General features: G+C 73.0%; 14 protein-coding genes. 10 read left to right on the top strand and 4 right to left on the bottom strand.

What is annotated here, in order from left to right; all coding sequences use genetic code 11:
- Positions 1-16 precede the first annotated feature (16 nt).
- Together EV374_RS10470 and EV374_RS10465 are read right to left on the bottom strand one after the other, a co-directional pair.
- Positions 17-883: a hypothetical protein gene (locus EV374_RS10470; RefSeq protein WP_132234047.1), complete on the bottom strand. Its 867-nt coding sequence runs from the start codon at positions 881-883 to the stop codon at positions 17-19.
- Positions 884-1,290: 407 nt separating this feature from the next.
- A complete protein-coding gene (locus EV374_RS10465; protein ID WP_132234045.1) occupies positions 1,291-2,385 on the bottom strand; it encodes a cellulose binding domain-containing protein in 1,095 nt (364 codons plus the stop codon).
- 268 nt (positions 2,386-2,653) lie between these two features.
- Between EV374_RS10465 and EV374_RS10460 the strand changes: the two genes are divergently transcribed.
- Both EV374_RS10460 and EV374_RS10455 read left to right on the top strand, forming a co-directional pair.
- On the top strand, positions 2,654-3,889 hold the full coding sequence (locus tag EV374_RS10460; RefSeq protein WP_132234043.1) for a S8 family peptidase: 1,236 nt from the start codon (positions 2,654-2,656) through the stop codon (positions 3,887-3,889).
- Positions 3,890-4,177: 288 nt separating this feature from the next.
- A complete protein-coding gene (locus EV374_RS10455; RefSeq protein WP_132234041.1) occupies positions 4,178-5,635 on the top strand; it encodes a cellulase family glycosylhydrolase in 1,458 nt (485 codons plus the stop codon).
- A gap of 73 nt (positions 5,636-5,708) precedes the next feature.
- On the opposite strand, the gene EV374_RS10450 is transcribed toward EV374_RS10455, so the two are convergent.
- Positions 5,709-6,269, bottom strand: coding sequence for a GNAT family N-acetyltransferase (locus EV374_RS10450; protein ID WP_132234039.1), 561 nt, complete (start codon positions 6,267-6,269; stop codon positions 5,709-5,711).
- A complete protein-coding gene (locus EV374_RS10445) occupies positions 6,266-8,335 on the bottom strand; it encodes a penicillin acylase family protein (protein ID WP_132234037.1) in 2,070 nt (689 codons plus the stop codon). The genes EV374_RS10450 and EV374_RS10445 overlap by 4 nt, the downstream gene beginning before the upstream one ends.
- A gap of 98 nt (positions 8,336-8,433) precedes the next feature.
- On the opposite strand from EV374_RS10445, the gene EV374_RS10440 reads away from it, so the two are divergent.
- The 8 genes from EV374_RS10440 (at position 8,434) to EV374_RS10405 (ending at position 18,691) form a co-directional block, all read left to right on the top strand.
- The gene (locus EV374_RS10440) at positions 8,434-9,144 is read left to right on the top strand and encodes a siderophore-interacting protein (protein WP_132234035.1); all 711 of its coding nucleotides are present in this window, start codon (positions 8,434-8,436) and stop codon (positions 9,142-9,144) included.
- Complete coding sequence (locus EV374_RS10435; protein WP_132234033.1) at positions 9,141-10,382, top strand: MFS transporter; 1,242 nt, start codon at positions 9,141-9,143, stop codon at positions 10,380-10,382. The genes EV374_RS10440 and EV374_RS10435 overlap by 4 nt, the downstream gene beginning before the upstream one ends.
- Positions 10,383-10,523: 141 nt before the next feature.
- Entirely contained in the window at positions 10,524-12,080 is a 1,557-nt protein-coding gene (locus tag EV374_RS10430) for a pyridoxal phosphate-dependent decarboxylase family protein (protein ID WP_132234031.1), read from the top strand.
- 28 nt (positions 12,081-12,108) lie between these two features.
- On the top strand, positions 12,109-13,407 hold the full coding sequence (locus tag EV374_RS10425; RefSeq protein ID WP_132234029.1) for a SidA/IucD/PvdA family monooxygenase: 1,299 nt from the start codon (positions 12,109-12,111) through the stop codon (positions 13,405-13,407).
- The gene (locus EV374_RS10420) at positions 13,404-13,979 is read left to right on the top strand and encodes a GNAT family N-acetyltransferase (protein ID WP_207914013.1); all 576 of its coding nucleotides are present in this window, start codon (positions 13,404-13,406) and stop codon (positions 13,977-13,979) included. Before EV374_RS10425 ends, EV374_RS10420 begins: the two co-directional genes overlap by 4 nt.
- Positions 13,976-15,790, top strand: a complete 1,815-nt coding sequence (locus tag EV374_RS10415) for an IucA/IucC family protein (protein WP_132234027.1) — start codon at positions 13,976-13,978, stop codon at positions 15,788-15,790. The genes EV374_RS10420 and EV374_RS10415 overlap by 4 nt, the downstream gene beginning before the upstream one ends.
- On the top strand, positions 15,787-17,295 hold the full coding sequence (locus EV374_RS10410) for an MFS transporter (protein WP_132234025.1): 1,509 nt from the start codon (positions 15,787-15,789) through the stop codon (positions 17,293-17,295). The genes EV374_RS10415 and EV374_RS10410 overlap by 4 nt, the downstream gene beginning before the upstream one ends.
- 157 nt (positions 17,296-17,452) lie before the next feature.
- Positions 17,453-18,691: a pentapeptide repeat-containing protein gene (locus EV374_RS10405; RefSeq protein WP_132234023.1), complete on the top strand. Its 1,239-nt coding sequence runs from the start codon at positions 17,453-17,455 to the stop codon at positions 18,689-18,691.
- Positions 18,692-18,821 lie beyond the last annotated feature (130 nt).

Below are 18,821 nucleotides of genomic sequence, written 5' to 3'. Positions count from 1 at the left end.
CCGTCGACCGTGCCGCTCAGGACAGGAACTTGTCCAGGGCCGCCTCGATGCTGCCGGAGTCCGGCGCCGCGTGCGACTTCATGGTGGTCTTGTTGTACGAGATGAAGCTCGGGCAGCGCGCCGCCGGGGCGCTGATGGTGCCGCCGTCGCCGATCTTCTCGCCGGTCTTCGCGGCGTAGAAGGTCAGGGTGTAGCGCGACGAGATGTAGTCGATGGTGACCTGCTTGCCGGCGCTGTCCTTGTACTGGCACTTCTTCGGCGCGCCCTCGCTGCCCTCGACGAACTTGAGGCAGCCGACCACGGACACCGTCTGGAAGTCGGCGCTCTTGGCGTAGTACGGCTTGTTCGAGGCGACCGACTTCGACGACCAGAAGTTCGGCCGGTCGGGGTTGTTCGAGAACGTGTACGCCTTGGCGCCGGACGGGCCGTTGTAGGTGGCCGCGTTCAGGATCTGGCCGCCGTCGCAGACGTTGGACAGGTCGCTGGAGTAGCGGGCGGTGACCGCGTTGTTGCTCGGCTCCTGCGTCTCCTGCTGCCCGGGGGTGGGGGAGGCGTCCGTGCCCGGCGTGCTGCTGGTGCCGGCGTCGGGGCTGGGACCGCCGGTCGCGACGATGGTGGGCTCGTCGTCGTCACCGTTGACGAGCACGAGGCCGATGCCGGCGCCGCAGATGGCGAGCACGAGGACCACCGCGCCGGCGACCAGTCCGATGACCAGGCCCTTGTTCGACTTCTTCGGCGGCGGGAAGGGAGCGCCGAACTGCGGCGCCTGCGCTGGCTGCCCGTAACCCGGGTACCCGCCCTGCTGCGGGGCCGGCGGCCCGCTCCAGGGGGTGACGTTCGGGTCCGGCTGCTGCCCTCCGTACGGAGGGTAACTGTCGCTCATGTGAAGCCCTTATCGCTGTCGACGTGTGCCCAGGCACGGGATCAGGGATCAGGGTAGTGAGCGCCGCAAACCGTGACGATGGGCGGCTGAATTCGATAGAGGCACAGTTCGGTACCGACGGCGTCACGCGTGACTCTACGTACGAGTTACGGGTCAGTACGTGGCGAGATGCCCGAACGTCCGGGGGGTGCGGACCGCGTGGATCCGGGCCGCCGGAAGGGAATTCCGTTGTGCCGCCCCGGGTGTGGCCCGCTGGGCGTGCCGCGCCCGGGAGTGTGATCAAGGTCACTCATTTGTGAGCCGAGATGTAGCCGACATTCGGCTAGGAAGACGGCGACTGCCGGCCCGGACGCCTGTTCAGGCGTCCGGGCCGACCGCGCCGGTGCGGCGTACGGGTGTGGCGGTGGTCAGGCGGGCGCGCAGGTCACCGTCGTGGTGGCGGCGCCCCCGGTGGTGCTGCCGAGGAAGCCGAAGGTGGCCTGCGCGCCGGGGGCGAGGGCGCCGTTCCAGTCGACGTGGCGGGCGGTGACCTCGGCGCCGTCCTGCGTCAGCCGGGTGTTCCAGGACTGGCTGATCCGCTGGCCGTCGGTGAACGCGAAGCGGACGGTCCATCCGGAGATCGGCGCGGCGCCGGAGTTGCGTACCGTCACCTCGCCCTGGAAGCCGCCCTGCCACTGGCCCACCACGCGATGGCTCGCGGCGCAGCCGCCGGCCGGACCGGTGGGCGTCGGCGTCGGGCTGGCGGTGGGCGTCGGGCTGGCGGTGGGCGTCGGAGTGACGCCGCCCAGCGCCGCGGCCAGGGCCGGGTACCAGCGGTCGGCCATCTTCTGGTCGCCGGCCGCGTTCGGGTGCACGCCGTCGTAGGTGTCGGTGGCCGTGCTGAACCCGGTCCACTGGTCGACCACCACCACCGGCGAGGCGGGGGTGCCGGTCGCCGCCGCCCAGCCGTCGATCGCGCCGTTGAGGGCGGTCACCCGCTGGCCGCACTCCGGGCACGTGGGCGGCGCCATGGGGATGATCTTTGCGACGAGGACCCTCATCGCCGGGTTGCTGGCCCGCATCTGGTCCACCAGCCTGCCGTACGCGGCGAGGATCGTGGCGGGCGGGATGTTGCTCCACACGTCGTTGGTGCCGAAGTGCATCAGCACGATGTCGGGCCGGGTGGCGGCGAGCCAGCCCGGCAGCAGGTTCTGGTTGGCCACGTTGGTCACCAGGTAGCCGCCGTGCCCCTCGTTGTCGCCGTCGTGGGGCTGACCGCAGCCCTGCGGGCCGAGCGTGCCGACGAAGTCGACGTCGGTGTGGCCGGTGGCCTGGAGGCGGTTCCAGAGCACGGAGCGCCAGCAGCCGGGAGAGCCGGTGATCGAGTCGCCCAGCGGCATCACCCGTACGGGCGCGGCGACCGCCGGCAGCGCGGGGGAGGGGGCGGTGAGCCCGGCGGCGAGGGTGAGGGGGACCGCCGCCAGGGCGGCGAGCAGGGCGTGGAGCAGGGGCCTTCGGAGCATGGTGGAGGAACTCCTGTCACAGGTAGAGGTCAATGTGTGACGGCCCGGTGCTCCCCCGACAGTCAACCAGCAAAGTCGACGTATCTCAATGGAATCCCTTTTCACGCAAGGCATTCACGACCAATGCTTCTCAACATCTTCCTCATATCGTGAACATCAACAAAATTCACGATCATGAATGTGGCGGCTAAGGTTTGCTCATCGTCCAGACCGCCTGTCGGGTGCGCCACGAGCCACCCGGGGGCCACCACAGTAGGAGGACCGGGAGATGACACTCCCTCGCACTCATCGGCGTACCCTCGCCGCTGCGGCCAGCGTGTTCGCCAGCGCCGCCATGGTCACCACCATGCTCGGCGCACCGGCGGCGGCCTCGGCCACCGGCGAGATCCTCAGCGCCGGTGGCGCGACCGCCGTGGCCGACAGCTACATCGTGGTACTCAAGGACACCAGCGTCGGCGGCCGCGCCGGCACCCGGCAGGGCGAGGTGAAGAGCACCGCCGGTTCGCTCGCCGCCCGCTTCGGCGGCAGTGTCGGGCACGTCTACGGAGACGCGCTCAACGGCTTCGAGGTGAAGCTCTCCGAGCGGGCCGCCAAGCGCCTCGCCGCGCACCCCGACGTCGCCTACGTCGAGCAGAACCACACCGTGACGATGACGGCCACCCAGAACAACCCGCCGTGGGGCCTGGACCGCATCGACCAGCGGAACCTCCCGCTGAGCCGCACCTACACCTGGAACAGCAGCGGCGCCGGCGTGACGGCGTACATCATCGACACCGGCATCCGGACCACCCACGTCGACTTCGCCGGCCAGGCCGTCGACGGCTACGACGCGATCGACAACGCGCTGCCGGCCGCCGACTGCAACGGCCACGGCACCCACGTCGCCGGCACCGTCGGCGGCAACACCTACGGCGTGGCGAAGGACGTCCGGCTGGTGGCCGTCCGCGTGCTGAACTGCCAGGGCAGCGGCACCTGGGCGCAGGTCATCGCCGGCATCAACTGGGTGACCTCGAACCACCAGGCGGGCCAGCCGGCGGTGGCGAACATGAGCCTCGGCGGTTCGACCAACGCCTCCCTGAACACCGCCGTGGCGAACTCGATCGCCGACGGCATCACCTACGCGGTGGCCTCCGGCAACTCGAACGCCAACGCCTGCAACTTCTCGCCGGCCTCCGTCCCGACGGCGCTGACCGTCAACGCGTCGCAGAGCAACGACGCCCGCGCGTCGTTCTCCAACTGGGGCACCTGCACCGACCTGTTCGCGCCCGGCGTGGGCGTCCTGTCGGCCTGGTCCACCAGCGACACCGCCACCTCGTCCATCAGCGGCACGTCGATGGCCTCGCCGCACGTCGCGGGCGCGGCCGCCCGGGTGCTCAGCGTCAACCCGAGCTGGACGCCCGCCCAGGTCCACTCGTACATCGTCAGCCAGGCCACCCCGAACGTGATCACCAGCCCCGGCACCGGTTCCCCGAACCGCCTGCTCTACCTGGCTCCCACCTTCTGACCGACACCGTCGGCACACCGGCCCCGGGGCGTCCGCGCCCCGGGGCCGGCGCGCGTGCGTAAGAGGTCGACGGGTGTCCATGTTGCGGGGAGCCCGGGGCGCGCCTAAGCTGCCGTCAGTGGGAGCGCTCCCGGGCCTGTGGGCGGGGATCTGTCGCGAGGCTCCCGGCGCGACGACCCGCCTGCGGGCCGTCGGCGTACGAACTGCCGTACCCGTCGGGCGGACGTGGCGTCCCGCCGCCCTGCGCTGCCGGCACCCCCACCACCGATCGGAAGCGAAGGCACCCGCATGAAGCTCCTACCGCGCCCGTCCCGGCGCACCCTGGTCATGGCCGGCGCGGTCGGTGCGCTGACCGTCGCGGCGTCGGCCGCCGTCCCGGTCGCCAGCGCCCAGGCCGCCACCGGCTGCGCCGTCACCTACACCACCAGCAGCTGGTCCGGTGGCTTCACCGCCAACATCACGATCAAGAACCTGGGCGACGCGGTCGACGGCTGGACGCTCGGCTTCGCCTTCCCCGACGCCGGCCAACGGGTCGGCCAGGGCTGGTCGGCGACCTGGAGCCAGGCCGGCGCCGCCGTCACCGCGCGCAACGTGAGCTGGAACGGCGCGCTGGCGACCGGCGCGTCGACCAGCATCGGGTTCAACGGCACCTGGAGCGCCGCCAACCCTGCGCCGACGGCGTTCACCCTGAACGGCACCGCCTGCACGGGCGCGACCACGCCGACCACCCCGCCGGCGCCCACCACGCCGCCGCCCACGACCCCGCCACCGACCACCCCGCCGCCCACGACCCCGCCGCCGGGCGGTCAGACGCCGGTCGCGATCAACGGCCAGCTGCGGGTGTGTGGGGCCAACCTGTGCAACCAGTACGGCCGGCCGATCCAGTTGCGTGGCATGAGCACCCACGGCATCCAGTGGTTCGCCCGCTGCTACAACGACGCCTCCCTCGACGCGCTGGCCGACGACTGGCGGGCCGACCTGCTGCGGATCGCCATGTACGTCCAGGAGGACGGCTACGAGACCGACCCGGCCGGCTTCACCAACCGGGTCAACGCCCTGGTCGACGAGGCCGAGCAGCGCGGCATGTACGCGCTTATCGACTTCCACACCCTGACGCCGGGCGACCCGATGCACAACCTCGCCCGGGCCAAGACCTTCTTCGCCGCCGTCTCCGCCCGCAACGCCGCCAAGAAGAACGTCATCTACGAGATCGCCAACGAGCCCAACGGCGTCAGCTGGGCGACCATCAAGAGCTACGCCGAGCAGGTCATCCCGGTGATCCGCGCCAACGACCCGGACGCGGTGGTCGTGGTCGGCACCCGCGGCTGGTCCTCGCTGGGCGTCTCCGACGGCTCCAACGCCAACGAGGTCATCAACAACCCGGTGAACGCGACCAACGTGATGTACACGTTCCACTTCTACGCCGCGTCCCACCGGGACAACTACCGGGCCGAGGTGGAGCGGGCCGCCGCCCGGTTGCCGCTGTTCGTCACCGAGTTCGGCACGGTGGACTACACCGGTGACGGCGGGGTCGACGTCGCCAGCAGCAACGCCTGGCTCGACCTGCTGGACCGCCTGAAGATCAGCTACGCGAACTGGACCTACTCGGACAAGGCCGAGGGCAGCGCCGCACTGCGGCCGGGCACCTGTGCCGGGAGCACCTACACCGGCCCGGGCGTGCTCACCGAGTCGGGCGCCCTGATCCGCGACCGCATCCGTACGCCGGACAACTTCCCGACCGCCTGATCCCGTTTCGCGAGGCCCCGCCGCACCCGGCGGGGCCTCGCCGCGTCGTCGGGCGGGGTCCGGGCCGTTCTGCTCAGGCGGGTACGGCGTGGTCCGCCTCGAACCGCTCCCGGGTCAGGAACGCCAGCTGGGCCCGCTTGTCGGGCATGTCGATCTCGTCGGCGAAGGTGAAGCCCTCCCGCCGCAGCCGGTCGAGCGCGCGCTCGTTGCGGACGTCGGGCTCGACGACGATCCGGAGCCGGGTGGGATCGGCGAACAGGTAGCGGGCGAGGGCGGGGCCGATGGCGGTGGTGAGGCCCTTCGGCGGGCGCCTCCCGGGAGCGAGCAGCAGGTGCATGCCGACGTCGCCGGGCCGCACGGTGTAGCGCTCGCCGACCGGGTCCGCCTCCGGCTGGTAGGTCTGGAACAGGCCGATCGGCGCGCCGTCGAGCATGATCAGGTACGCGTGGTGGGTGTCGAGGCCGTCGACGAACTCGTAGACCTCCCGCACCTCGTCGACCGAGTGCGAACCCATGCCCCAGAACGCCGCCCGGGGCTCGGTCACCCAGCCGTGCACCAGCTCGGCGTGGGCCTTGGGGTCCAGCGCGACGAGCGACAGCTCGCCGAAGCCGGGGATGTTCTCCTGATATGTCACGGTGTCGCGTCTCCTGGTTCTGGGGTGAGTTCTCGCCAGTCGGTGACCACCGGAACCAGCTCGCCGCCGGCCCACAGTGGCAGTTGGTCGTCGAAGTGCGGGTCGCCGGGTCGCCCGGACGCGCCGAAGGGGACGATCCAGCGGCTCTCGGCGCGGTCGGTCAGGTCCCACACGTAGCGGGCCACCGGGCCCCGCCAGCACGCGTCGGACACGCCGGGCACGCTCGACGTGGCCAGCACGCAGTCGGCGTCGCCGGCCAGCGCGACCCGCTCCCGCATGCCCCGTACCGCCTCGTCGGTGGCCGCCGCCACGCCGAGGTGGACGGGGTGCAGCACGTGCCGCCGGCCCCACGGCGCCGGCGGGTCGCCCGCCGCGACGTCCTCGAGCGCCCCGGCCGCCACGGGACCGATTTCGCCGCCGAGGCGGTGCAGCCCGGTGGCCACCCCGTCGAGGGCGTGGCCGATGCGGGACAGCGGGTCGGTCCACGGCGCGAACAGGCCGTCGAACGCGCTCGGGGTCTCGCGCAGCGGGCGCAGGCACGGGTGGTCGTACAGCCGGCGGGCCAGGGCCGCGCGCCAGGCGGCCCAGGCGCCGGCGTCGGCGCTCTCGGCCCGCATGTGCCCGTCCCACGTGGTCAGCCGGTCCCGCAGCCGCCGGGCCGGTTCGCTGAGCGCGACCGGGTCGAGCCGGTCGAGCAGGCCGCGCAGCGCCCCGGCCGCCAGCCGGGTGTCCATGTGTACGGCCTCCGCCCGGGCGCCGTCGGCGAGCAGGGCGCGGATGCGGCGGGCCCGGTGCGGCGGGGCGAAGCCGGTGCCGAGGTCCGCCACGTCGGGGCGGCGGTCGTTGGCGCAGACCGCGAACCCGTCGACGGCGCTCCGGCGTGGCCCGGCGTAGCCGCCGTGCCACCGGTACCGGGGATCGTCGCCGGGCACCGGCTCCCGGCGGCACCGGTCGTCGCGCAGCGGGACGAGGCCGGCGACCAACTGGTGGACCGTTCCGCGCCGGTCGGCGACCAGGACGCTGTTGACCGGCTCGACCCAGTCGCGCAGCGCGTCGGCGACGTCGTCGGCGCTGCGGGCCCGCAGCAGCGGTAGCAGCGCGTCGAAGCCCAGCCGCTGCTCGACCCGGCTGGGGGTACGCAGGCTGATCGCCTCGCCGGTGTTCCGGTCGTGGTCGACGACCGGTCCGCGCGGCGTCTCGATCACCTCGACGGACTCCGGTTCGCCGCCACGGACCTCGATCCGCTCGACGTGCCGGTGCGCCGGCCCCCAGCCGTCCGCCTCGCGGACCAGCACCCGGTCGCCGTCGCGGCGCAGCTGTTCGCGGTAGAGGTCCTGGTAGTCGGCCATCGCGTTGGTGACGGCCCAGGCGACCTCGCCGGCGTGTCCGAAGTGGGGGAGGCCGGGCACGCCGGGGAACGCGAAGCCGAACACGTCGAACTCGGGGCAGGCGAGGCGCACCTGGTGGTAGATGCCGGGCAGTTCGAGGATGCGGTGCGGGTCGCCGGCGATGACGGGCGCCCGTCCGGTGCCGGGGTCGCCGGGCACGGCCCAGGCGTTGCTGCCCGACCCGTCGGGGCCCTCGACGGCGAACAGGTCCGTCGCGGACGGGCCGAGGGTGGCGGCGACGTGGGCGTGCCACAGCTTGTTGGGGAAGGTGGAGAAGAGCACGTGCTGGACGAGGAAGACCCCCAGCGGCGACCACGGCCGCCACCGGCCCGGGGCGCAGCCGGCCGCCGCGAACTCGGGTGCCGCGGCGGCGCCCTCGGCGAGTCCCTCGTTGACCCCGTCGACGTAGGCGCCGACCCACTGCCGGGTGGCGGGGGCGAGCCGCTCGAAGCAGCGCCGGGCGGTGTCGTCGAGGCGGGCCCGGCGGGCGAAGCGGTCCCAGCCCAGTTCGGCGGGGCCGACGTGCTCGGCGAGCCGGCCCTCGGAGCGCCACCGTTCCACTTCGATCTGCCAGGCCCGGTCGACCGCGGCGACCCGCCCCTGCAACCGGGCGAGGCCGTCGACGCTGTCGGCGCTCAGGTGCGGGACCCCCCACCGGTCGCGATGGACGCCGGTCATCGTCGCGCCGGGCGGATGGGCGGTCGTCCCGCCTGCCACAGGAATGTCAACTTAGGCTACCCTCCCCTAACTGAGGCAGACCTTACCTGGAGGGGTGCGTGAAGCGAAACTGGGAAGCCCTGGTGCTCAAGGCGATGGGCGGCCGTGACTTCCGGCTGACCGTGCTCGGCACCGAGGCCGTCGGCGAGCACTACCGTCGACTGCGCATGGACGGCGGCGGGCTGCTGGAGGCGTGCGGTGTGCACCCCACCATGTGGGCGCGGCTGTGGTTCGACAACGACGGCAAGCCGCACCAGCGCGCGTACACCCTCGTCGACCCCGACCCGGAGACCGGCCGCTTCGACCTGGAGTTCGCCATCCACGACGGATGCGCCGCCCGGTGGGCCGCCGCCGCCCAGGTCGGCGACACGATCGAGGCCACCGTGCAGGGCACCGCCTTCAACCTGCCGGACCCCGCCCCGCAGCACCTGTACCTGGTGGGCGACGCCGCCTCGCTTCCGGCGGTGAACAGCCTGCTCGCCGCGGCCCCCGACACCCCGGCGACGGTCTGGCTGGAGTACGCCCACGAGGGCGAGAAGGAGTTGGCGCCGCGCGCCCACGCCAGGCACCAGGTCACCTGGGTGCCGCGCCGCGACGAGGGCCAGCACCTGGTCGAGACGGTCTGCGCGGCCCTGCCCGCCGCCGAGGACGCGCACTACTGGGTGGCCTGCGAGGCGGCCAGCACGCGCGGCATCACCAAGCACGTACGGCGGACCCTGGGCGTCGGCAAGCACCAGCTCACCTCGCTGGCCTACTGGAGCGCCCGGTGAGAGGTCGGCTCGGCACGCTGACCGCGCTCTACGTCACGCAGTACCTCGGCATCGGCTTCATCACCGTCGGGCTGACCGCCATCCTGCGCGACGGCGGCACCTCCCTCGACACGCTGGCGCTGTTGCAGTTCGTCGGCCTGGTCTGGCCGATCAAGTTCCTCTGGGCGCCCGTCCTCGACCGGTACGGCTCCCGCCACCGTGGTCACTACCGGTCCTGGCTGCTCGTGCTCCAGGCCGGCCTGGTGCTGGCCCTGCTGGCCCTGCTGCCGTTCGACCGCCCGGCCGCGCAGCTCGGCCCGGTCGTCGCGATCTGCGTGGCGTACGTGTTCCTCTCCGCGACGCAGGACATCGCCGTCGACGCCGTCGCCGTCCGGCTGCTCTCCGAGCGCTCGCGGGGCACCGGCAACGGCATCCAGGTCGCCGCGAGCTACGTCGGCAACCTGCTCGGCGGCGGCGCCTGCGTGGTCGTCTACGACCGGTTCGGCTGGGCGCCCGCGATCCTGCTGCTCGCCGCCCTGACCGCCGTCGGCCTGCTGGTGGTGTGGCGGTTCCGCGAGCCGGACCGCACCGACCGCGTCGCCAGCGCCGGTGCGGCGTACCGGGCGCTGCTGTCGGTGCTGGGTCAGCCCGGCTGCCGCCGGTGGACCTTCGGCGTGGTGCCGCTGGTCTACATCGGCGCGGGCGCGACGTACGCCCTGGTGACACCGGCCCTGGTGGACGCGGACTGGTCGCTGGCGCGTATCGGCGTGGTGACCGGCGTGGTGACCAGCCTGCCGGCCATCGTGGCCGGTCTGGTCTCCGGGGCCGCGATCGGCCGGTTCGGGCGGGGTCGCGTGCTCGTCGCCGGGGGAGTGGCGCTCGCGCTGTCCACGGCGATGCTGCTGCCGTTGCTGAACGGCCGGGCCCCGCTCGCCGGGACGGTCGCCGCGCTCTGCTGCTTCATGGCCGCCTACACGATCGCCAACGTCGTGCTCTACACGGTCAACATGGACTACTCCCGGCCCGGCACGGGCGGTACGGACTTCACGGTGCTGTCGTCGTTCGGGCTGGTCTGCTCGTTCGTGGCGGCCTCCGTCGCGCTGGCCGCGGCCGAGGTGTTCGGCTATCCCGCGGTCGCGGTGGCCTCCGTCGTCCTGGTGGCGCTCGGCGTCGCGCTGGGCCTCGGGCACCAGCGGCGGTTCCCGCCCCGATCCGTTGCGGCGCCGGGGGAGCGCGAGTTGTCGAAGGTGCCGGGTTGAGTGATATCGCTCAATGTGGGCAACGATGTTGACACATCCTTAGGTTAGGGTAACCTAAGCTCGCTCGATCACCGACTGCGGGCGGATGGTGACGTCCCGCCATCTCGCCGTACCGTCCATTCCCGACCGTTGAGGACCCGCATGAGCCTGCCCGGACCCACCGTCCAGGTGCCTACGACCGGGGTGACCCCCGCCTCCCACGGCGCCCGCGCCCACCTCTTCACCGCCGGCACGGTGGAGGACTACCGGCGCGTGCTGGCCGAGGGGATCGGCCGGGTCGCGACCCGGATGGCCGAGGTGGACCGGCCGTTCACCGGCGTGACACCGGACGAGCTGGTGCCGCGGATCGCCGGCATCGACCTGGACCGGCCGCTGGGCGACAGCGGCGCCGCGCTCGACGAGCTGCACGACGTCTACCTGCGCGACGCCGTCTACTTCCACCACCCCCGCTACCTCGCGCACCTCAACTGCCCGGTGGTCATCCCCGCGCTGCTCGGCGAGGCGGTGCTCACCGCCGTCAACTCCTCGCTGGACACCTGGGACCAGAGCGCCGGCGGCACCCTGATCGAGCGCCGGCTCATCGACTGGACGGCCGACCGGATCGGCCTGGGGCCGGCCGCCGACGGCATCTTCACCAGCGGCGGCACCCAGTCCAACCTCCAGGCGATGCTGCTGGCCCGCGAGGAGACCTGCGCGAACCTCGTCGGCCGGACGACCGAGCGGCAGTCCCGCCCGGAGCTGCTGTCGCGACTGCGCATCATCACCTCGGCGGCCGGCCACTTCAGCGTGCAGAAGGCGGCCAAGCTGCTCGGCCTCGGCGCCGACGCGGTCGTCACCGTGCCCACGGACGCCGACCGGCGGATGCGCACCGCCGACCTGGCCCGGGAGATCGCCCGGTGCCGGGAGGAGGGGCTGGCGGTGATGGCCGTCGTCGCCACCGCCGGCACCACCGACTTCGGCACCATCGACCCGCTGCCGCAGATCGCCGACATCTGCGCCGCCGCCGGCGTCTGGCTGCACGTCGACGCCGCGTACGGCTGCGGGCTGCTGGTGTCGCCGACCCGGCGGCACCTGCTCGACGGCATCGAGCGGGCCGACTCGGTCACCGTCGACTACCACAAGTCCTTCTTCCAGCCGGTCAGCTCCAGCGCGCTGCTGGTGCGCGACCGGCGCGTGCTGCGGCACGCCACCTGGCACGCCGACTACCTCAACCCGGCGCGGATGGTCGAGCAGCGCATCCCCAACCAGGTCGACAAGAGCATCCAGACCACCCGCCGCTTCGACGCCCTCAAGCTCTGGCTGACCCTGCGGATCATGGGGCCGGACGCGGTCGGCGAGCTCTTCGACGAGGTGGTCGACCGGGCCGCCGCCGCATGGCAGCTGCTCAGCGGGGACCCCCGCTTCGAGGTGGTGACCCGCTCGCAGCTGAGCACCGTGGTCTTCCGCTACCTGCCGGCCGCCGCCGGCCGGGAGGTCGTCGACGACGCCAACCTGTACGCCCGCGAGGCGCTGGCCGCCTCCGGCGCCGGGCTCGTCGCCGGGACCAAGGTCGACGGCGCGCACTACCTCAAGCTCACCCTGCTCAACCCCGAGACCACGATGGACGACATCGCCCACGTCCTCGACCTCATCGCCGAACACGCCGGCTGGTACGCCCAGACCAGGGCCACCGCCGAGCTGTCCTGCCCCGTCGGCTGACGATCCGCCCCCCGCTCTGGAGAACCGCATGTCGACGCACGACTTCATCGCCGTCGGGCTCGGCCCGTACAACCTGGGCCTGGCCTGCCTGACCGAGCCGATCGACGGGCTCGACGGCATCTTCCTGGAGGCGCGGGAGTCCTTCAGCTGGCATCCCGGGATGCTGCTGGAGTCGACCCGGCTCCAGACGCCGTTCATCGCCGACCTGGTCACGCTCGCCGACCCGACCTCGCCGTACTCCTTCCTGAGTTACCTGAAGGAGTCCGGGCGGCTGTACCCGTTCTACATCCGGGAGAGCTTCTTCCCGCTGCGCAGCGAGTACGACGACTACTGCCGCTGGGCCGCCGGCAAGCTGGGCAGCGTCCGGTTCGGGCAGCAGGTCACGGCGGTCGAATTCGACCCGGCCGACGAGCACTACACCGTCACGGCCACGGTGGCGGCCACGGGGGAGCCGGTCACCTACCGGGCCCGGCACCTGGTGCTCGGCACCGGCACCCCGCCGTACGTGCCGGAGGCCTGCGCGGGCCTCGGCGGCGACGCGATCCACAACTCGCGGTACCTGGAGCACCGGGCGGCGCTGCGCGCGAAGCGGAGCATCACCGTCGTCGGCAGCGGGCAGAGCGCGGCCGAGATCTACCACGACCTGCTCGGCGACATCGACACGTGCGGCTACCAGCTCAACTGGGTGACCCGCTCGCCCCGGTTCTTCCCCCTCGAATACACCAAGCTCACCCTCGAGATGACCTCGCCGGACTACGTGGACTACTTCCACGCCCTGCCGGAGCCCACCCGCTACCGGCTGGAGTCCGAGCAGAAGGGGCTGTTCAAGGGCATCAACGCCGACCTGATCAACGAGATCTACGACCTGCTCTACGCCAAGAGCATCCCCGGCCCGGTCCGCACCCGGCTGCTGACCAACACCGCGCTGACCACCGCCACCCACGACGAGGCGAGCGGGACGTACACGCTCGGCCTGCGCAACGTCGAGCAGGAGCGCGACTTCACGCTGGACACCGAGGGGCTGGTGCTGGCCACCGGCTACCACTACCGGGCGCCGGAGTTCCTGGAGCCGGTGCGCGACCGGATCCGCTGGGACGCGCACGGGCGCTTCGACGTGGCCCGCAACTACAGCATCGACCACACCGGCCGGGGCATCTTCCTCCAGAACGCCGGCACCCACACGCACAGCGTCACCTCGCCCGACCTGGGCATGGGCCCGTACCGCAACTCGTGGATCATCCGCGAGCTGCTGGGCCGCGAGCACTACCCGATCGAGAAGGGCATCGCCTTCCAGGAGTTCGGCGCGCCGGCCGGGGCCGCGTCGTGACCGAGGTCGTGCACCGCCGCGTCGACGACCGGCTCGGCGAGTTCGCCCTGCGTACGCTCGACCCGGACGCCGACGCGCCGCTGCTGCACCGCTGGGTGACCCACCCGAAGGCGGCGTTCTGGCTCATGCAGGACGCCGACGTGGCCCGGGTCGCCGAGGAGTACCGGCGGATCGCCGCGCACCCGCACCACGACGCGTTCCTCGGCCTGCACGAGGGCCGGCCGGCCTTCCTCGCCGAGCGGTACGACCCCGCCCACGTCGAACTCGTCGGCCTGTACGACGCGGCCGACGGCGACGTCGGCATGCACTTCCTCTGCGCCCCCGCCGACGCCCCCGTGCACGGCTTCACCCGGGCGGTGATCACCACCGTGATGGCGTGGCTCTTCGCCGACCCGGCCACCCGGCGGGTCGTCGTGGAGCCCGACGTGCGCAACACGGCGGTGCACGCGCTCAACGCGGCCGTCGGCTTCACCGTGGTCGGCCCGATCCGCAAGCCCGAGAAGGACGCGCTGCTCAGCGTCTGCACCCGTGACCAGTTCCACGCCGCAACCCGAGGAGACGTGCCCGCGTGAACCCGCTCGCATCCGTGGCCCACCTGACGCCCGCCAACTGGGCGCACGCCAACCGGCTGCTGGTCCGCAAGGCGCTGGCCGAGTTCGCCCACGAGCGCCTGCTCGCGCCCGAGCCCGTCCCCGCCGACCAGGCGGCACCCTCGACGGGGGAGCGGCAGTACCAGGTGCGCGGCGACGACGGCGAGGTCGTCTACCGGTTCACCGCGAGCCTGCTGGCCCTGGACCACTGGCGCATCGACGCCGACAGCATCACCCGCCACCGCGGCGACGCCGAGCTGCCGCTCGACGCCCTGGAGTTCTGCCTCGACCTGCGCCGGGCGCTCGGGCTGAGCGATGAGATCCTCCCCGTCTACCTGGAGGAGATCAGCTCCACGCTGGCCAGCACCGCGTACAAGCTCGACAAGCCGGCGGTCAGCGCCGCCGAGCTCGCCGACGCCGACTTCCAGGCCATCGAGACCCAGATGACCGAGGGCCACCCGGGCTTCGTCGCCAACAACGGCCGCATCGGCTTCGGCATCGACGAATACCGGGCGTACGCCCCGGAGGCGGGCCAGCCACTGCGGCTGCTCTGGGTGGCCGGGCACCGGGACCGGACGAGCTTCAGCTGCGCCGCCGACCTCGACTACGACACCCTGATCCGCGCCGAACTCGACGAGGAGACCCGCGCCGGGTTCGCCGACACCCTGACCGGGCTCGGTCTCGACCCGGCCGACTACCTGCTCATCCCGGTGCACCCGTGGCAGTGGTGGAACCGGATCTCCGTCACGTTCGCCGCCGAGGTGGCGCAGCGCCGCCTCGTGTGCCTCGGCCCCGGCCCCGACGAATACCTGGCCCAGCAGTCCATCCGCACCTTCTTCAACGTCACCGACCCGTCGCGGCACTACGTCAAGACCGCGCTGTCCGTGCTGAACATGGGCTTCATGCGGGGGCTGTCGGCCGCGTACATGGCGGCCACCCCGGCCATCAACGACTGGCTCGCCGACCTGATCGACGGCGACGAGGTCCTCAAGCGCACCGGGCTGACGATCATCCGCGAGCGGGCTGCCGTCGGGTACCGGCACCTGGAGTACGAGGCGGCCACCGACCGGTACTCCCCGTACCGCAAGATGCTGGCGGCCCTGTGGCGGGAGAGCCCGGTGCCCGCGCTGGAGCCGGGCCGGCGACTGGCCACCATGGCGTCCCTGCTGCACACCGACCGCGAGGGCCGCTCGTTCGCCGCTGCGCTCATCGCCCGGTCGGGGTTGGCGCCGCAGGTGTGGCTGCGCCGCTACCTCGACGCCTACCTCACCCCGCTGCTGCACAGCTTCTACGCCCACGACCTGGCGTTCATGCCGCACGGCGAGAACGTCATCCTCGTCCTGGACGGCGGGACGGTCGAGCGGGCGATCTTCAAGGACATCGCCGAGGAGATCGTGGTGATGGACCCGGACGCCGACCTGCCCCCGCTGGTCGAACGGGTCAGGGCCGACGTGCCGGAGGACATGAAGCTGCTGTCCATCTTCACCGACGTCTTCGACGGCTTCCTGCGCTACCTCAGCGCCATCCTCGTCACCGAGGGCGTCCTGGACGAGGAGACCTTCTGGCGGACGGTCGCCGGGTGCGCCGCCGACTACGCCGACAGCGTCCCGCACCTGGCCGAGCGGCTGCGGCGCTACGACCTGTTCGCCCCGGAGTTCGCGCTGTCCTGCCTGAACCGGCTCCAGCTGCGCAACAACCAGCAGATGGTCGACCTCGCCGACCCGTCGGCCGCGCTGCAACTCGTCGGCGCCCTGACCAACCCCATCGCCCGCTTCGCCCCGGCCGCCCGATGACGAGCACGACGCTCGCGCCCCCCGCCGGGGCACCGGCCGGCGGCGCGGACGCTCGGGTGCGGGGCCGGTGGCTGATCCTCGCCGTGCTCTGCCTCGCGCAGGTCACCGTGGTGCTCGACAACACGGTGCTGACCGTGGCGATCCCCGTGCTCACGACCGAGCTGGCTGCCAGCACCGCCGACGTGCAGTGGATGATCAACGCGTACGCGCTGGTCCAGTGCGGACTGCTGCTCACCGCGGGCAGCGCCGCCGACCGGTACGGCCGCCGCCGGATGCTGCTGGCCGGCCTCGTGCTGTTCGGGCTCGGGTCGCTGGCCGCCGGGCTCGCCCAGTCCAGCGGCCAGCTCATCGCGGCCCGCGCCGGCATGGGGATCGGCGGCGCGCTGCTGGTCACCGCCACCCTCGCGGTGGCGATGCAGGTCTTCGACGACGCCGAGCGGTCCCGGGCGATCGGCCTCTGGGCGGCGGCGAGCGCGCTGGGCTTCGCGGCCGGGCCGCCCTTCGGCGGGCTCGTCCTAGCCCACCTGCCGTGGGGGGCGATCTTCCTGGTCAACGTCCCGATCGTGCTGGTCTGCCTGGTGGCGGCGTGGGCGCTGGTGCCCGAGTCGCGCCAGCCGGCCGGCGGCCGACTCGACCTGGGCGGGGTGCTGCTCTCCACTGCCGGCCTGACCGCGGTCGTCTACGCGATCATCGCCGGGCCGGAACACGGCTGGGGCGCCACCCCGGTGCTCGGCGCGGCGGTCGCCGGGGTGCTCCTGCTCGCCGCCTTCGTGGCCTGGGAACGGCGGGTCGCCGACCCCATGCTGGACATGCACTTCTTCCGCAACCCCCGCTTCGTGGGCGCGGTCTCCGGCGTCGTCCTGATCACCTTCGGCGCCACCGGCGCGCTGTTCCTGCTCACCCAGCACCTCCAGTTCGTCCGCGGCTACCCGGCCTGGGAGGCGGGGCTGCGGATGATGCCGTTCGCGCTCTCCATCGTCCTGCTGAACGTGGGCGGCGTCGCCGCGCGGGTGATCCGCCGGCTCGGGCTGGCGTACTCGATCGCCCTCGGCATGACGCTGCTCGCCGCCGGTCTCGCTCTGATCACCCACGCCCCGTCGGACGGCTACGGGGTGCTGCTGCCGGGCCTGCTGGTGATGGGCGCCGGCTGCGCCGTGGCCAACCCGGCCATCGTCGAGGCCGTGATGAGCGCCATCCCGCCGGAGAAGGCCGGGGCGGGCGCGGGCGTGGACGGCACCATGACGGAGGTCGGCAGCAGCCTCGGCGTCGCCGTGCTGGGCGCGATCCTCAACGCCCGCTTCGCCGCGCTGCTGCCCGCCGCCGTGGCCGGCGCCGGCTCGTTCCCCGCCGCGCTGGCCGCCGCGCGGAGCGAGCCGGAGCGCGCGCTCGTCTCCGACGCGTTCCGTTCCGCCCTGGAGACCGGGCAGACGGTCGGCGCCGTGGCCGTCTTCGCGGGCGGCTGCGTGGCCGCCGCGCTGCTGCGCCGCGCCGAGCGGGCCGGCTGAGACAGGTCCGCCGCCAGGCCCTCCGCCGCTGCGAACCGGTCCGTCCGGCCTGCCCGGTGGTGGTCGGCGGGGACGACGCCCCGCCGTCGGCGCCCTCCGGCCCCGACGGCCGGCCGCGCCGGGTGGCCGGGTGGCGCCGCCCGGTCACGATGGCGTGGTGCGTGCAGGGTTGCAGGTGAGCCGGGCGGTGCGAGGATTCCCCCGTACGCCTCCCGTTCGGCAGGTGCTGGCGGCGGTCCTGCTCGTCGTCGCGGTGGTGCTCGTCGCGCCGGTGTGGTGGGCCGACGTGGCGCTCTCGGCCGCCCGCTGGGTCGGCCGGTTCTGGCTGGTGGCGGCCCTGGTGGTGCTGGCGGCGGCGGTGTGGGGCCACGGTCGACGCCGGGGGATCACCACGGCCGTGGGAAGACGGCCCCGCACCCCCGCGATGCCGTTCCTCGTGCACGTCGTGCTGCTGCTCGTGCTGGCGGCGGCCATCGCGTCGGTGGTCGGGGTGCTGCTGTGGCACGTCCTCGGGCAGCCGACGGTCGGTGCCGGCCCCGACGCGGGGTCGACGCCGGGCGCACCGGCGGCCACGACGTGGAGTGCCCGGGACGCGCTCGACGCGGTGAAGGTCGTGCTGACCCTGGTCGGTGGCGTCGGCGCCGTGGTGGCGCTGACGGCGGCCTACCGGCGGCAGCGCCTCAGCGAGGTGGAGGCGTACCGCGAGGAGACCAGGACCCTGCTCGACCGCTTCTGCAAGGCGGCCGAAATGCTCGGGGCGCGGGACGTCGCCGTCCGCACCGCTGGCGTCTACGCCTTCGCGGCGCTGGCCAACGACGCGCCCGAGAGCCGCCAGGGCAGCATCGACGTGCTCTGCGCCTACCTTCGCCAGCCCTGGGTTCCGCGACCGGAGGCTCCCGGCGTGGGCGCCGACCGGCAGGACCGGGCCGAGCAGTGCCCCGGCGCCGCGCACCCGGCGGCGGACGCCGCGGATCCGAGGCAGGAACGCCAACTCAGGCACACCGTCGTCCGGCTCGTCCGCGACAACCTCCACCTGCCCGACGACGACCCGCGCACCTGGCGCGGCCACGACTTCGACTTCACGGGAATGGTCCTGGACGGCGGGGACTTCAGCGGGGCGACCTTCACCGGCGAGGGCAGCGTCACCTTCGCCGACGCGACCATCACCGGCCCGCTGTCGTTCGCCGGTGCCACGTTCGCCGGCGGAACCGTCTCGTTCGACGGTGCCCGCTTCGCCGGAGGCAGCATCTCCTTCGCGGGCGCCACCTTCAGCGGGGGCCTGGTCGACCTGTCGAGGATCGACGCGGAGCACCGGCCGCCGGCGTCGGCGCTGTGGCCGGTGGGGGTCCGGGTGCCCGCCGGGCTGCGGCTGCCACCCCCGGCACGCCAAGCGTGACCGCCGCCGGGGCCGGGATCCCGTACGGACGGGACCCCGTTACCTTTTTGATCGTCCCCAGCCGGGGACTCCTCGGTCGCCCGGCCCGGTATGACTTCCTGCCCCTGTCGTTTGGATGATCCGGGGGGTG

The organism is Micromonospora sp. CNZ303, assembly GCF_004345505.1.
The sequence above is the reverse complement of the archived record's forward strand: the minus strand, read 5'-3'. Positions and strand labels throughout refer to the sequence as shown.